The organism is Neisseria mucosa (assembly GCF_003044445.1).
GTDB lineage: Bacteria > Pseudomonadota > Gammaproteobacteria > Burkholderiales > Neisseriaceae > Neisseria > Neisseria mucosa_A.
The window spans coordinates 148,983-162,077 of the sequence record NZ_POWX01000003.1 but is presented as its reverse complement, the minus strand read 5'-3'; the positions used below and the strand labels follow the sequence as shown (position 1 = coordinate 162,077).

The window sequence follows — 13,095 nt, the reverse complement described above, 5'->3', positions numbered from 1 at the left end:
TATAAAAGCATTTGAGAATAATTAATAATAAAATTTGATTGGGTTTTGTAATTTATTTGCTTTTATTTATGGTTAAAGAGTGTAAATATTTTTGAATGTTGAAATGGATTCTTAATACCAATGACAATAAATATCTATATAAAACAAGATATTGAATTTTCAGATGACCTTTTAAGGCTTCTGTTTCTTTTGATAATTGTTTGTATTTTAAATAGAAAATTTGTCAAGCGTCAGGCTTTTGCATACAATTCAGCCATCAAGAAACAACACGCAATGTTTTTTACAGACACTTTACAATTTCAAAGAAAGAGAAAGAATTATGCAAGGCAATCAAGCTGTTATCGATTATATGAACGAACTGTTGTCCGGCGAGCTGGCTGCACGCGATCAATACTTCATCCACTCACGCCTGTACTCCGAATGGGGCTACAACAAACTGTTCGAACGTTTGAATCATGAGATGGAAGAAGAAACCACCCACGCCGAAGACTTCATCCGCCGTATCCTGATGCTGGGCGGTACGCCTAAAATGACCCGTGCCGAACTGAACATCGGTACCGACGTGATTTCCTGCCTGAAAGCAGATTTGAACACCGAATACGAAGTACGCGATGCTTTGAAAAAAGGCATCAAACTGTGCGAAGAAGCACAAGACTACGTTACCCGTGATTTGATGATTGCCCAGTTGAAAGACACTGAAGAAGATCACGCCCACTGGCTGGAACAACAACTGCGTCTGATCGAGCTCGTCGGCGAAGGCAACTACTACCAAAGCCAACTGTAATTAAGCGTATAAGGAGCTGAAAATGAAAGGCGATCGCTTAGTTATCCGCGAGCTGAACAAAAACTTGGGCTTGCTCTTGGTTACCATCAACCAATACTTCCTGCATGCCCGCATTTTGAAAAACTGGGGCTTTGAAGAATTGGGCGAACATTTCTTCAAACAGTCCATCCGCGAAATGAAATCCGCAGACGATTTAATCGAGCGTATTTTGTTCTTGGAAGGCCTGCCTAACCTGCAAGAATTGGGCAAGCTGCTGATCGGCGAATCAACTGAGGAAATCCTGTCCTGCGATTTGACGAAAGAACAGGAAAAACACGATGCCCTCATCGCTGCCATCGCCATCGCGGAACAACAGCAAGACTACGTCAGCCGTGATTTGTTGGAAAAACAAAAAGACATCAACGAAGAACACATCGACTGGCTCGAAACCCAGCAGGAGCTAATCGGCAAAGTCGGTTTGCCGAACTACCTGCAAACAGCGGCGCAAGAGGACTAAAACACAAACCACTGCCAAATATAGCAGTCCCTGCACCCATAAACGGCATATCTTTTCGGATATGCCGTTTTTCTTTTCATCAAGCTCGTCTGAAAAACAGTATTTCAGTTTTTCAGACGACTTACCTTCTTCTAAAGAATATGTAACCCCATGAAACCCCAACCCCATACAAAAGCCCTGAAAACCGGACAAGTTTTCAGGGCTTAATTTTATATTCTACACTTGTTTACACGCTAAGGGATTGAAAAATAAAATGTAGTTTTAAGTAATAACTGTTCTCATTGATGTAAGTCAAAAAAATATCGGGTAAACGTTCACATCTCCGCCAATCGTTACACTTCATAGAGCTAAAGTGCTATTCTGCAAAGGTAAATTTCTTCTACCTATAAATTCTATCTGACAAATTAGGAGCTTGATATGTCAACCGATGTACAGCAACGCCCTGTCGCTTGGGAAGGTTTTGTCGGCGGTAATTGGGAAACCAATGTCGACGTGCGCGATTTTATTCAGAAAAACTACACGCCTTATGAAGGCGATGCGTCTTTCCTCGCGCCTGCAACCGAGGCGACGACCAAACTGTGGGCGGACGTGATGGAAGGCATCAAAGTCGAAAACCGCACACACGAACCTTACAAAATCGACGCGCAAGTCGTGTCCGGCATTACCAGCCATGCGCCGGGCTATATTGATAAAGATTTGGAAACCATCGTCGGTCTGCAAACAGATGAGCCTCTGAAACGCTCAATCATGCCGTTTGGCGGTTTGAAAATGGTACAAGACGCGTGCAAAGTGTACAACGTTGAGTTGAACCCCGAAGTCAGCGAAATCTTCACCAAATACCGCAAAACCCATAACCAAGGCGTGTTTGACGTTTATACGCCCGACATACGCCGTTGCCGTAAATCCGGTGTAATTACCGGCCTGCCGGATGCTTACGGTCGTGGCCGTATCATCGGTGACTACCGCCGAGTGGCATTGTACGGTATCGATTTTCTGATGGCCGACAAATTCAACCAATTCAATTCGCTGCAAGCCGATTTGGAAAACGGCGTGGATTTGGAAGAAGTTATCCGCCGCCGCGAAGAAATCAACGAACAATACAAAGCCTTGGGTCAAATGAAAGAAATGGCAGCCTCTTACGGCTACGACATTTCCGACCCTGCGAAAAATGCACAAGAAGCCATCCAATGGACTTACTTCGGCTACCTTGCCGCCGTTAAATCGCAAAACGGCGCCGCCATGTCGTTCGGTCGCGTGTCTTCATTCTTGGACATCTACATCGAGCGCGACCTGAAAAACGGCGTAATTACCGAAACCCAAGCGCAAGAATTTATCGACCATTTGGTGATGAAACTGCGTATGGTTCGTTTCCTGCGCACGCCCGAATACGACCAACTCTTCTCCGGCGACCCGATTTGGGCAACCGAATCCATCGGCGGTATGGGTTTGGACGGCCGCACGCTGGTAACCCGCACCAACTTCCGCGTGCTTCACACCCTGTACAATATGGGTCCGTCTCCCGAACCAAACATCACCGTATTGTGGTCCGAACAGCTGCCGCAAGGCTTTAAAGAGTTTTGCGCCAAAGTGTCCATCGATACTTCGTCCATCCAATACGAAAACGACGATTTGATGCGTCCGGACTTCAACAGCGACGACTACGCCATTGCCTGCTGTGTCAGCCCGATGGTGGTCGGCAAACAAATGCAGTTCTTCGGCGCACGCGCCAACTTGGCGAAAACTCTGCTGTACGCAATCAACGGCGGCGTGGACGAAAAATCCAAAGACCAAGTCGGTCCGAAAACCGAACCGATTATGGACGAAGTCTTGGACTACGACACGGTCTTTGCGCGCATGGACAAATTCATGGATTGGCTGGCAACCCAATACGTTACCGCGCTGAACATCATCCATTACATGCATGACAAATACAGCTACGAAGCCGCGCTGATGGCGCTGCACGACCGCGATGTGAAACGTACTATGGCCTGCGGTATCGCCGGTTTGTCTGTGGCCGCTGACTCGCTGTCCGCCATCAAATACGCCAAAGTCAAACCGATTCGCGACGAAAACGGTATTGCCGTCGACTTTGAAATCGAAGGCGAATATCCGCAGTTCGGTAACAACGACGACCGCGTGGACGACATTGCCTGCGACTTGGTGGAACGCTTCATGAAAAAAGTGGCGACCCACAAAACTTACCGCAACGCAACGCCGACCCAGTCCGTGTTGACCATTACCTCCAACGTCGTGTACGGCAAAAAAACCGGCAATACGCCGGACGGTCGCCGCGCAGGCGCACCGTTCGGTCCGGGCGCCAACCCGATGCACGGCCGCGATGTCAACGGCGCCGTCGCTTCGCTGACCTCCGTAGCCAAACTGCCGTTTGAATTTGCCAAAGACGGTATTTCCTACACCTTCTCCATCGTGCCGGGTGCATTAGGTAAAGACGAAAATTCCCGCGAACGCAACCTCGCAGGCCTGATGGATGGTTACTTCCACCACGAAGAAGGAGAAGTGGAAGGCGGTCAACACCTGAACGTCAACGTATTGACCCGCGAAACGCTGGAAGACGCGATGAACAATCCGGACAAATATCCGCAACTGACCATCCGCGTGTCCGGTTACGCCGTACGCTTCAACTCGCTGACCCGAGAACAGCAGCTTGACGTGATTACCCGTACCTTTACACAAACCATGTAAGGCAAAGGGTTTACAGTAAACCAAGCCGGGGGACGGATTATCCGGAACCCGGCTTGATTTTGCCTGAAGCAATGGTTTGATCATATCAAAATCCAGCGATTAACTTTAAATCACGACGGTCGAAAACGGTACAATAGAATTATCATTAAAACGCGTTTACCCATTCAAAAACAACCCATAATCTTCCCCGAAAAGGGAACGCAATGCCCGCACATTAATCCAATAAGAAAAACCCTCTGCAACACAAAAACAAGTTTTCAGACGACCCCAATATCCGGTACATCAGACACCATGCAGACAACCATCGCCATTACCCCCGAAACACCCGCCCCCGCCAAAGACCTCGGACACCGCCATTACAACGGCAAAGGCATCGTCCATTCCGTAGAATCCTGCGGCGCAGTGGACGGTCCCGGGTTGCGCTACGTCCTCTTTCTGCAAGGCTGCCTCATGCGCTGCCTCTACTGCCACAACCGCGACACATGGGACTTGCACACCGAACAAGCCCAAGAAATGACCGTGCCCGAAGTCATGAAGCAAGTCATGTCCTACCGACACTACCTGCGCGCCACAGGCGGCGGCGTTACCGCCACAGGCGGCGAACCGCTCCTGCAATACGAATTCGTACGCGACTGGTTCACCGCCTGCCAAGAACACGACATCCACACCTGCCTCGACAGCAACGGCTACGCCCTGCATTACGATTCCATCCTCGACGACCTGCTCGACCATACCAACCTCGTCATGCTCGATTTAAAACAAATCGATCCCGAAATCCACAAAGTCCTCGTCGGCATCCCCAACACCAAAACCCTCAAATTCGCCCGCTACCTCACCGAACGCAAACAGCCCGCCCGCGTCCGCTACGTCGTCGTGCCGGGCTATACCGACGACGACCGTTCAGCCCACCTGCTCGGCGAATTCATCTCAGACATGGACAACGTCGAAATGGTCGAACTCCTTCCTTATCACGAACTGGGCGCGCACAAATGGGCATTGTGCGGCGACACCTACAAACTCACCGGCGTACATCCGCCTCCCAAAGAAACCATTCTCAAAATCAAATCGATTTTGGAAAGCTACGGCAAAAATATTATTTATTGAGTTCAAATCCAAAAAGGTCGTCTGAAAAGGAAATATTCGCTTTCAGACGACCTTTTAGCACTCTTAATACATCCAAACATACAACTCATAAATCATATAATTCAGATATTTAACAACAATTTATCTGAAACATGAAATAAAACCGAAATAAAACTATACTTTTTCTTAATTTATGCGATAATAGCTAAACAAATTCTTAGCTAACTTCCTTAACATCAACCGAGAACAACACCATGTCAGACGAAAAAAGCAAAGCCCTAGCCGCCGCCCTTGCCCAAATCGAAAAAAACTTCGGCAAAGGCTCCATCATGAAAATGGACGGCAGCCAGCAAGAAGAAAACCTTGACGTCATCTCTACCGGCTCGCTCGGTGTGGACCTGGCACTCGGCGTCGGCGGTCTGCCGCGCGGCCGTGTCGTCGAAATCTTCGGCCCGGAATCCTCCGGTAAAACCACGCTCTGTCTTGAAGCCATTGCCCAATGTCAGAAAACCGGCGGCATCTGCGCCTTCATCGACGCCGAACACGCCTTCGATCCCGTTTACGCCCGCAAACTCGGCGTTAAAGTAGAAGAACTCTACCTTTCCCAACCCGACACCGGCGAACAGGCTCTGGAAATCTGCGACACGCTGGTACGCTCCGGCGGCGTGGACATGGTCGTTGTCGATTCCGTAGCCGCCCTCGTGCCCAAAGCCGAAATCGAAGGTGAAATGGGCGACAGCCACGTCGGTCTGCAAGCCCGTCTGATGAGCCAAGCCTTGCGCAAACTGACCGGCCATATCAAACGCACCAACACACTGGTCGTCTTCATCAACCAAATCCGTATGAAAATCGGCGTGATGTTTGGCAGCCCCGAAACCACCACCGGCGGTAATGCCCTCAAATTCTACGCCTCCGTCCGCCTCGATATCCGCCGCACCGGACAAATCAAAAAAGGCGACGACGTTATCGGCAACGAAACCAAAGTCAAAGTCATCAAAAACAAAGTGGCGCCTCCGTTCCGCCAAGCCGAATTCGATATCCTATACGGCGAAGGCGTAAGCTGGGAAGGCGAACTGATCGACCTTGGCGTCAAATACGACATCGTTGAAAAATCAGGCGCATGGTACAGCTACAACGGTTCCAAAATCGGACAAGGTAAAGACAACGTCCGCGTATGGTTGAAAGAAAATCCGGAAGTCGCCAACGAAATCGACGCCAAAATCCGCGCTGCCGTGGGCATCAACGTTGATATTACCGAAGGCAAACTGGACGACACCGACGGCGAACGTCCGGAAGAATAGGTCTCTGCCTGACTTCCTATTAAAAATACGAAAGGTCGTCTGAAAACGATTATAGCGTGTTCCGCTAAAAAGTTTTCAGACGACCTTTCTGCACTCAACAGAAACATAGCCTTAAAATGATAGAAATGCCTACATCGCCGTTCCTATAGAGGTTAGGCATCTGGAAATTAGAAATTACGGCAATTTTTAAATGTTACCGAAGAAATACCCAAGATCTGGATTCCCGCCATAGCCTGTCATCGCACAGGCATAGGAGAAAATGGCGACTTCCAAGTTAATCTTCTGTATCTTAAAAAATTTCAGAAATCCTGCTGCCTGTAACTTTTAATCTCCCTACACCTTCACCCGACACCCCGATTTCGCGCTTTCATATACTTTTTCCAGTAACCCCAGCACCTCCGCCACTTGGCGCGGTTGCACCGCTGCGGAAGATTTGCCTTGCAGCGCGTCATAAAGGTTTTCATAAAACGCCGCATAATTTCCACTGACGCTTTCGATTGTTTTGCGGACGAGCACCCCGTCGATTTCCGCGTGCAGGATGCCCCATTCGTCTTCCGGTTCACGGTTCCACGCTCCGACGGGTTGTGCGCCGCCGAGCAGCAGGGCTTCTTGGTTGTCGGCGTTTTGTTTGACGTATGAACCGCGTTTGCCGTGCAAAGTCATGAACGGCAAAGGTTCGCGGGCATATTTGCTTGCGGTCAGGGCAACTTTTTTGCCGTCGGCGTAATAGAGCGCGATATAGAAATTGTCGTCGCTGACCGCCCCTTCATGTTGATAGCGCACGTCGGCGTAAAGCTCGTCGGGCATCCCGAAAATATCGACCGCCATATCCATGAGGTGCGAACCCAAGTCGTACACCAGCCCCACGCCCGCCTCGCCGGTTTCCTTCCAGCGTTTTTTGTTCAAAGCAGCTGCATAACGTTCGAAACGGAATTCCGCATCCACAATTTCGCCTAAAAGGTCGTCTGAAAGCAGCTTTTTGGCGGTCAGCGGCGCGCTGTCCCAACGGCGGTTTTGGTAAACGGTCAGCAATACGCCCTGCCGCTCGGCAAGTTCCGCCAGTTCCAAGGCTTGCGCCGCCGTCGCGCATAACGGTTTTTCCACCACCACATTTTTGCCCGCATGCAAAGCCTGAGCGGCAAAATCGAAATGCGTCTGGTTCGGTGTGGTAACGACCACCAAATCCACATCGTCAGTAAGCAATTCCTCAAACGAACGCACGGTCTGCGCCTGCGGCAGAACTTCCTGCGCCCTATTGCCGCTGCGTTCAAACACGCGCACGACTTCAAACCGCGCATCCGCACGCCAAAACGGCAGATGGAACACCTGCGCCGACATGCCGAACCCCGCCAATCCGATTTTGATTTTCCGCATAGCCAAACTCCTTTTCAGACGACCTCAAATTGCCGTATATCCGTTATAATACCGCATTTATTTCACACAGGCCGTCTGAAAACAAAGTTGAAACGGCCGCCGCCGTTTAAGGAAAACCATGAGAAAACCGCAACGCGGCTATGCCCGCCAAGACCGTGTCAAAGAACAAATCATGCGCGAACTGGCAGAGCTGGTCCGCACCGGCCTGAAAGACCCGCGCGCAGGCTTCATCACCATCAACGAAGTCGAAGTCACCCGCGATTACAGCCACGCCACCGTGTTCTACACCGTCCTCAACGACAGCACCCGCGACATCACCGAAGAAGCCTTGGAACACGCCAAAGGTCATTTGCGCAGCGAGCTGGCGAAACGCATCAAACTCTTCAAAACGCCGGAACTGCACTTCAAATACGACGAATCGCTCGAACGCGGCATGAGCATTTCCAGCCTCATCGACCAAGTGGCGGCGGAAAAGCCGGTGGAAGATTAAAAATAAAGCTCTTCTGAACACCCGGTATTAAAACCGAAGATCTGTTTCAGACGGCCTCCTTGCTCTGCTTTAGGATATATCCATGACCTTTCCCGAATTTCTATTGTTTTTAGTCTTTTTCTCCTATTGTGCCTGCTACGCTTTCAGTTTGCGCAAAGGGACAACTGTCTTTAATACCGCATCGGGCAACGAAATCCACATAGGTAAAAACGGGCATTACTCGGTTTGGCATGATGGAGACGGACAAATCCCCTTCCGCATCACCGACCTAAACGGGCGGGAAGTACCTCTCTCCAAACCGCTGTTTCATGCCAGTTTCCGCCGTACCGGCGGCCGCATCACGCTTTTAAAGCAAGGCCGTCTGAAAAAAGGCAGCTACACAGTAGAAACACCAAATCCGCACAGCCACATCATCCTCAGAAAAACAATATCGGAAACGCCGATCATCCTACTCGGCACTTACATCTTATCCCTTTCCTTCCTTCTCCACTGACATGACCGCCAAACCCGCCAAACGCCCCGTCAACGGCGTCCTCCTGCTCGACAAGTCCGAAGGACTTTCCAGCAACACCGCCCTGCAAAAAGCCCGCCGCCTCTACAACGCCGAAAAAGCGGGGCATACCGGCGTACTCGATCCTTTGGCGACCGGACTTTTGCCCGTCTGCTTCGGCGAAGCGACCAAGTTCGCCCAATACCTGCTGGATGCCGACAAAGCCTACACCGCCACGTTGAAACTTGGAGAAGCCAGCAGCACCGGCGATGCCGAAGGCGAAATCATCGCCACCGCCCGCGCCGACATTTCCTTAGCCGAATTTCAGACGGCATGCCAAGCCCTGACGGGCGACATCCGCCAAGTACCGCCGATGTTTTCCGCCCTCAAACACGAAGGCAAACCGCTGTACGAATACGCCCGCAAAGGCATCGTCATCGAACGCAAACCGCGCGACATCACCATTTACGCCATCGATATTACCGAGTTTGACGCGCCCAAAGCCGTCATCGACGTACGTTGCAGCAAAGGCACCTACATCCGCACCCTCAGCGAAGACATCGCCAAACACATCGGCACGTTCGCCCACCTGACCGCCCTGCGCCGCACCGAAACCGCCGGCTTTACCATCCGCGAAAGCCACACGCTCGACGCCTTGGCAGAATTAAACGAAACCGACCGCGACGCCCTGCTCCTGCCCTGCGATGTTTTAGTGCGGCATCTCCCCAAAATCGAACTGAACGACCGCGCCGTGACCATGCTCAAATGCGGCCAACGCCCGCAGTTTACCGAGGACATCTCCGCCGACCAGCCCATTCGCGTTTACGACAGAAGCGGAACATTTATCGGCTTGGTGGAATACCAAAAAGAAATCGGCCGCCTCAAAGCCCTGCGGCTGATGAATACGGCGAAAGACTGAATGGTTTGATGATTAAATGAAAATATAGGAAAGGTCGTCTGAAATATAGTTTTCAGACGACCTTTTCAATTGAATTTCTTAAAATATTGGCAGATTTGAGACAACCGTTCTAAACCCATAAAAAAGTCGTCTGAAAACCTGTCATACCCGTTTTTAGACGACTTTTCGACTATTATCTCTATTGCCCTTGTTCCGTTTTCTTTTTGCGCGGACGGCGGCGGCGTTTCTTTTTCACACCTTCATTGCTCTGCGCACGAGCATGGTTTGTCGTCATTTCATTGCGCAACCCCTCATCGGCATGCTGGAAACTGTTCCACCATTCGACCGTTTGGCGGTCAATCTCGCCCACTTCGCCGCGCAACACCAGAAAGTCGTAAGCAGCCCGGAAACGCTGCTGCGCAAGCAGGCGGTGCGGACGGGCGCCGCGCATCTGTTCGAATTGCGGTTGGAACTGCCAGATTTCCCGCATGGTCGCGGCAAAACGCTGCGGCACGCCCCAACCTTTTTCAACATCGCTCCGCAGGGATTCAATAGCGTCTGTCAGTGCAGGCGCAGGCTTTTGCCCCTGTGCCAGATTCTGTTGCCAGCGTCGGTTGACATCCGGCCACAGTACGGCAGCCAAGACGAAGCCGACCGAAACCGATTTGTCCTGACGCAGCCGCTCGTCAGTGTTTTTCAGTGCAAGCGAAATAATGCGGTTTTCAGCCTTTTCCGCCGATTTCAACGCAGTCAAAAGCGGATGGATGTCGTCTGAAACACCCAAGCTGTTGAGCTTTTTCAAACATTCCCGCGCATGGCCGGAAAACAGCAGCTTCATGATTTCGTCAAACAGGCGGGCGACAGGTTCGTGTTTCAGACGACTTGCATACTCGGGAATCGGAGCGGCAGTGGATTCCTCCACCGAAAAGCCAAGTTTGCCCGACAAGCGGACGGCGCGCAGAATACGGACAGGATCCTCGCGGTACCGCTCCGCAGCATCACCTATCATAACCAGGCTTCTGGCGGCTATATCGTTGACGCCGTTATGGAAATCCAAAATTTCTTCGCGTATCGGATCGTAATACAACGCATTGCAGGTAAAGTCGCGACGCATCGCGTCTTCTTCTATGCTGCCATAAGTGTTGTCTTTCATAATCCTGCCGTGCGCGTTTTGCTGCACCTTGCCGCCACCTCGGAATGTCGTTACTTCTATGGTTTCCGGACCTGTCATGACATGGACGATTTGAAAACGCCTGCCGATGATGCGGCTGCGGCGGAAAATTTTTCTCACCTGCTCCGGTGTGGCATCGGTAGCGACATCGAAGTCTTTAGGCTCTACGCCCAACAGCAAATCCCTGACTGCCCCGCCTACGATGTAGGCTTTGAATCCTTCCTCTTGCAGACGTTTGACGGTTTTTTCCGCTGCAAAACTGATCATATCCGCGTTGATGCGGTACTCTTCAGCGGGGATGATTTCCTTGCGAACCTCGGTTTGTCTGCTCTGTCTGCCAGACAAAACTTTGTTCAGCCATTTTTTCAACATATTCCTGATACTCTTTCTTGTTATTCTTCTGCCTGCAACCGGAAGCCTCCGTTGCGTGCGGGGCGTCATTATACCTTAAGTTGTGCAAACCTATGTCGTCTAAAGCCTCGCCGCCTCCGGCTGGCAGACGCAGCGGTTTTAAATTACAATGAACCAAACTTATCCTTCCTGTCCGATGATGAAAAAAACCAACGTATTATCCTTATTCCTCGTCCTTGCCGCGACCGCCTGTTCAGACGGGTCTTCCGACAACGTTACCGACAAATTCAAAAGCGAATTCCGCAAAGGCTTTGTAGAAGGTGCAACGGAGCAATGCGTTGCCAAAGTACCGAAAACAAGCCTGCTTTCGGAAGAAACCGTACTTCAAGTCTGCACCTGCACTGCCGAAAAGATGGCAGACCGCATTTCGGTGGAAGATATGTCTGCCATCCTGTCGGGCAATATCAGTGAAAACGTTAAAGAACAAATCAAACAGAGCACCACTGACTGTTTGAAAGAAACTGTCGGTTTGGACGGCAAGCGCGCCGCTTCGGACAGAAAATAAGCCCCCCTTCTTCAAACCTCGTCTGAACCTTTTTCGGACGTTTTTCAAAATCATTCAAGAAATCGAGTTTGACATGACCACATTCGCGCAATTCCTTCCGGAACATTTACAGCAAAACGCCCTGCCCGAACAATTAGGCAGCGTATTGGAATCCGTCATCTCCGCCTGCAGCGAAATCAGCGGAAAAGTCCGCCTCGGCGCGCTTTCAGGCGTTTTGGGTATGGCAGGTACAGGCAACATCCAAGGTGAAGACCAAAAAAAACTCGACGTTATCGCCAACGATATTCTTATCCGTATCTTAAAAGACAATCCGTCTGTTGCCGGTTTGGCAAGCGAAGAGGAAGACACTTTTGTCGCCGCCCATTCTGACGGACGCTATTTGGTTTTGTTCGACCCGCTGGACGGCTCGTCCAACATTGATGCCAACATCTCCGTCGGCACGATTTTTTCCATTTTGGAGAAACCCGAAGGCGATTTGGAAACGGCGTCATTTTTGCAGAAAGGCCGAGACCAAGTTGCCGCAGGTTATGTTTTATACGGCCCGCAAACCCAACTGGTCTTGACCGTCGGACACGGTGTTTCCGTCTTTACTTTGGACGAGGACGGCAATTTTGTGATGACCAAAGAAAATCCGCGCGTTCCCGAAACCACCAAAGAATTTGCCATCAATATGTCCAACCGCCGCCATTGGCTGCCGCCCGTCCAACGTTATATCGACGAATTGCTGGCAGGTGAAACCGACAGTCGCGGTAAAAACTACAATATGCGCTGGGTTGCCAGCATGGTTGCCGAAATCCACCGCATCCTGATGCGCGGCGGCGTGTTCATGTACCCTCAAGACAAACGCGATCTCTCCAAACCGGGCAAACTGCGCCTGATGTACGAAGCCAACCCGATGAGCCTGATTTTGGAACAGGCAGGCGGCGCAGCTTTCGACGGACAGACCGACATGCTGGATGTCAAGCCGGTCGGATTGCACCAACGCGTCGCCGTCTTCATGGGCAGCAAAGAAGAAGTGGACTATATCCGCAAACTTCATCAAGCCTGACAGGTGTAAAAATTAAATGCATAGTGGATTAACTTTAAATCAGGACAAGGCGACGAAGCCGCAGACAGTACAAATAGTACGGCAAGGCGAGGCAACGCCGTACTGGTTTAAAGTTAATCCACTATAAAAAGGTCGTCTGAAATTACCGTGTATGTTTCAGACGACCTTTTCCCAATATTCTGAAAATTGGAATGACCAGATAAAAAAATACCTCCTTACCTTGCTTCCGATTATCCATGCTTTATGTGAATTCCGCTGTGGATATATCAAATTAATAATTAATATAAAAGAAGAAAATATCATTGATTAAAAAACAGGCAGATAAAATTCCCAAAAAATAA

12 protein-coding genes are annotated in these 13,095 nt (G+C 50.4%); 10 read left to right on the top strand and 2 right to left on the bottom strand.

Features of this window, described 5'->3' with window-relative positions:
- Nucleotides 1-319: 319 nt before the first annotated feature.
- From bfr (DBY90_RS03010) to recA, 5 genes are all read left to right on the top strand, one after another.
- Nucleotides 320-784, top strand: a complete 465-nt coding sequence (bfr, locus tag DBY90_RS03010) for a bacterioferritin (RefSeq protein WP_003755417.1) — start codon at nucleotides 320-322, stop codon at nucleotides 782-784.
- Between the two features lie 22 nt (nucleotides 785-806).
- Nucleotides 807-1,280, top strand: a complete 474-nt coding sequence (gene bfr, locus DBY90_RS03005; RefSeq protein WP_003755415.1) for a bacterioferritin — start codon at nucleotides 807-809, stop codon at nucleotides 1,278-1,280.
- 417 nt (nucleotides 1,281-1,697) lie between these two features.
- Nucleotides 1,698-3,983 carry a formate C-acetyltransferase gene (pflB, locus tag DBY90_RS03000; RefSeq protein WP_070493633.1) on the top strand — a complete coding sequence of 762 codons (2,286 nt, stop codon included), beginning with the start codon at nucleotides 1,698-1,700 and terminating at the stop codon, nucleotides 3,981-3,983.
- Nucleotides 3,984-4,274: 291 nt separating this feature from the next.
- A complete protein-coding gene (pflA, locus tag DBY90_RS02995) occupies nucleotides 4,275-5,087 on the top strand; it encodes a pyruvate formate lyase 1-activating protein (protein WP_070493637.1) in 813 nt (270 codons plus the stop codon).
- A gap of 233 nt (nucleotides 5,088-5,320) precedes the next feature.
- A complete protein-coding gene (recA, locus tag DBY90_RS02990; RefSeq protein WP_070493646.1) occupies nucleotides 5,321-6,367 on the top strand; it encodes a recombinase RecA in 1,047 nt (348 codons plus the stop codon).
- 333 nt (nucleotides 6,368-6,700) lie between these two features.
- On the opposite strand, the gene DBY90_RS02985 is transcribed toward recA, so the two are convergent.
- Nucleotides 6,701-7,741 carry a Gfo/Idh/MocA family oxidoreductase gene (locus DBY90_RS02985; protein ID WP_070493647.1) on the bottom strand — a complete coding sequence of 347 codons (1,041 nt, stop codon included), beginning with the start codon at nucleotides 7,739-7,741 and terminating at the stop codon, nucleotides 6,701-6,703.
- A 118-nt stretch (nucleotides 7,742-7,859) separates the two neighbouring features.
- Between DBY90_RS02985 and rbfA the strand changes: the two genes are divergently transcribed.
- From rbfA to truB, 3 genes are all read left to right on the top strand, one after another.
- Nucleotides 7,860-8,231: a 30S ribosome-binding factor RbfA gene (gene rbfA, locus DBY90_RS02980; protein WP_070493650.1), complete on the top strand. Its 372-nt coding sequence runs from the start codon at nucleotides 7,860-7,862 to the stop codon at nucleotides 8,229-8,231.
- Between the two features lie 82 nt (nucleotides 8,232-8,313).
- Nucleotides 8,314-8,724, top strand: coding sequence for a hypothetical protein (locus tag DBY90_RS02975; protein WP_070493652.1), 411 nt, complete (start codon nucleotides 8,314-8,316; stop codon nucleotides 8,722-8,724).
- A gap of 1 nt (nucleotide 8,725) precedes the next feature.
- The gene (truB, locus tag DBY90_RS02970; RefSeq protein ID WP_070493653.1) at nucleotides 8,726-9,640 is read left to right on the top strand and encodes a tRNA pseudouridine(55) synthase TruB; all 915 of its coding nucleotides are present in this window, start codon (nucleotides 8,726-8,728) and stop codon (nucleotides 9,638-9,640) included.
- A 178-nt stretch (nucleotides 9,641-9,818) separates the two neighbouring features.
- On the opposite strand, the gene DBY90_RS02965 is transcribed toward truB, so the two are convergent.
- A complete protein-coding gene (locus tag DBY90_RS02965; RefSeq protein WP_070493654.1) occupies nucleotides 9,819-11,162 on the bottom strand; it encodes a polynucleotide adenylyltransferase PcnB in 1,344 nt (447 codons plus the stop codon).
- A 148-nt stretch (nucleotides 11,163-11,310) separates the two neighbouring features.
- Between DBY90_RS02965 and DBY90_RS02960 the strand changes: the two genes are divergently transcribed.
- Together DBY90_RS02960 and DBY90_RS02955 are read left to right on the top strand one after the other, a co-directional pair.
- Entirely contained in the window at nucleotides 11,311-11,706 is a 396-nt protein-coding gene (locus DBY90_RS02960; RefSeq protein WP_070493656.1) for a hypothetical protein, read from the top strand.
- A gap of 73 nt (nucleotides 11,707-11,779) precedes the next feature.
- A complete protein-coding gene (locus DBY90_RS02955) occupies nucleotides 11,780-12,754 on the top strand; it encodes a class 1 fructose-bisphosphatase (RefSeq protein ID WP_070493659.1) in 975 nt (324 codons plus the stop codon).
- Nucleotides 12,755-13,095 lie beyond the last annotated feature (341 nt).

Bases quoted from the DNA above. Each gene is read 5' to 3' on its own strand.
- bfr (WP_003755417.1), top strand. From the start codon at position 320: ATGCAAGGCAATCAAGCTGTTATCGATTATATGAACGAACTGTTGTCC.
- bfr (WP_003755415.1), top strand. From the start codon at position 807: ATGAAAGGCGATCGCTTAGTTATCCGCGAGCTGAACAAAAACTTGGGC.
- pflB (WP_070493633.1), top strand. From the start codon at position 1,698: ATGTCAACCGATGTACAGCAACGCCCTGTCGCTTGGGAAGGTTTTGTC.
- pflA (WP_070493637.1), top strand. From the start codon at position 4,275: ATGCAGACAACCATCGCCATTACCCCCGAAACACCCGCCCCCGCCAAA.
- recA (WP_070493646.1), top strand. From the start codon at position 5,321: ATGTCAGACGAAAAAAGCAAAGCCCTAGCCGCCGCCCTTGCCCAAATC.
- DBY90_RS02985 (WP_070493647.1), bottom strand. From the start codon at position 7,741: ATGCGGAAAATCAAAATCGGATTGGCGGGGTTCGGCATGTCGGCGCAG.
- rbfA (WP_070493650.1), top strand. From the start codon at position 7,860: ATGAGAAAACCGCAACGCGGCTATGCCCGCCAAGACCGTGTCAAAGAA.
- DBY90_RS02975 (WP_070493652.1), top strand. From the start codon at position 8,314: ATGACCTTTCCCGAATTTCTATTGTTTTTAGTCTTTTTCTCCTATTGT.
- truB (WP_070493653.1), top strand. From the start codon at position 8,726: ATGACCGCCAAACCCGCCAAACGCCCCGTCAACGGCGTCCTCCTGCTC.
- DBY90_RS02965 (WP_070493654.1), bottom strand. From the start codon at position 11,162: ATGTTGAAAAAATGGCTGAACAAAGTTTTGTCTGGCAGACAGAGCAGA.
- DBY90_RS02960 (WP_070493656.1), top strand. From the start codon at position 11,311: ATGAACCAAACTTATCCTTCCTGTCCGATGATGAAAAAAACCAACGTA.
- DBY90_RS02955 (WP_070493659.1), top strand. From the start codon at position 11,780: ATGACCACATTCGCGCAATTCCTTCCGGAACATTTACAGCAAAACGCC.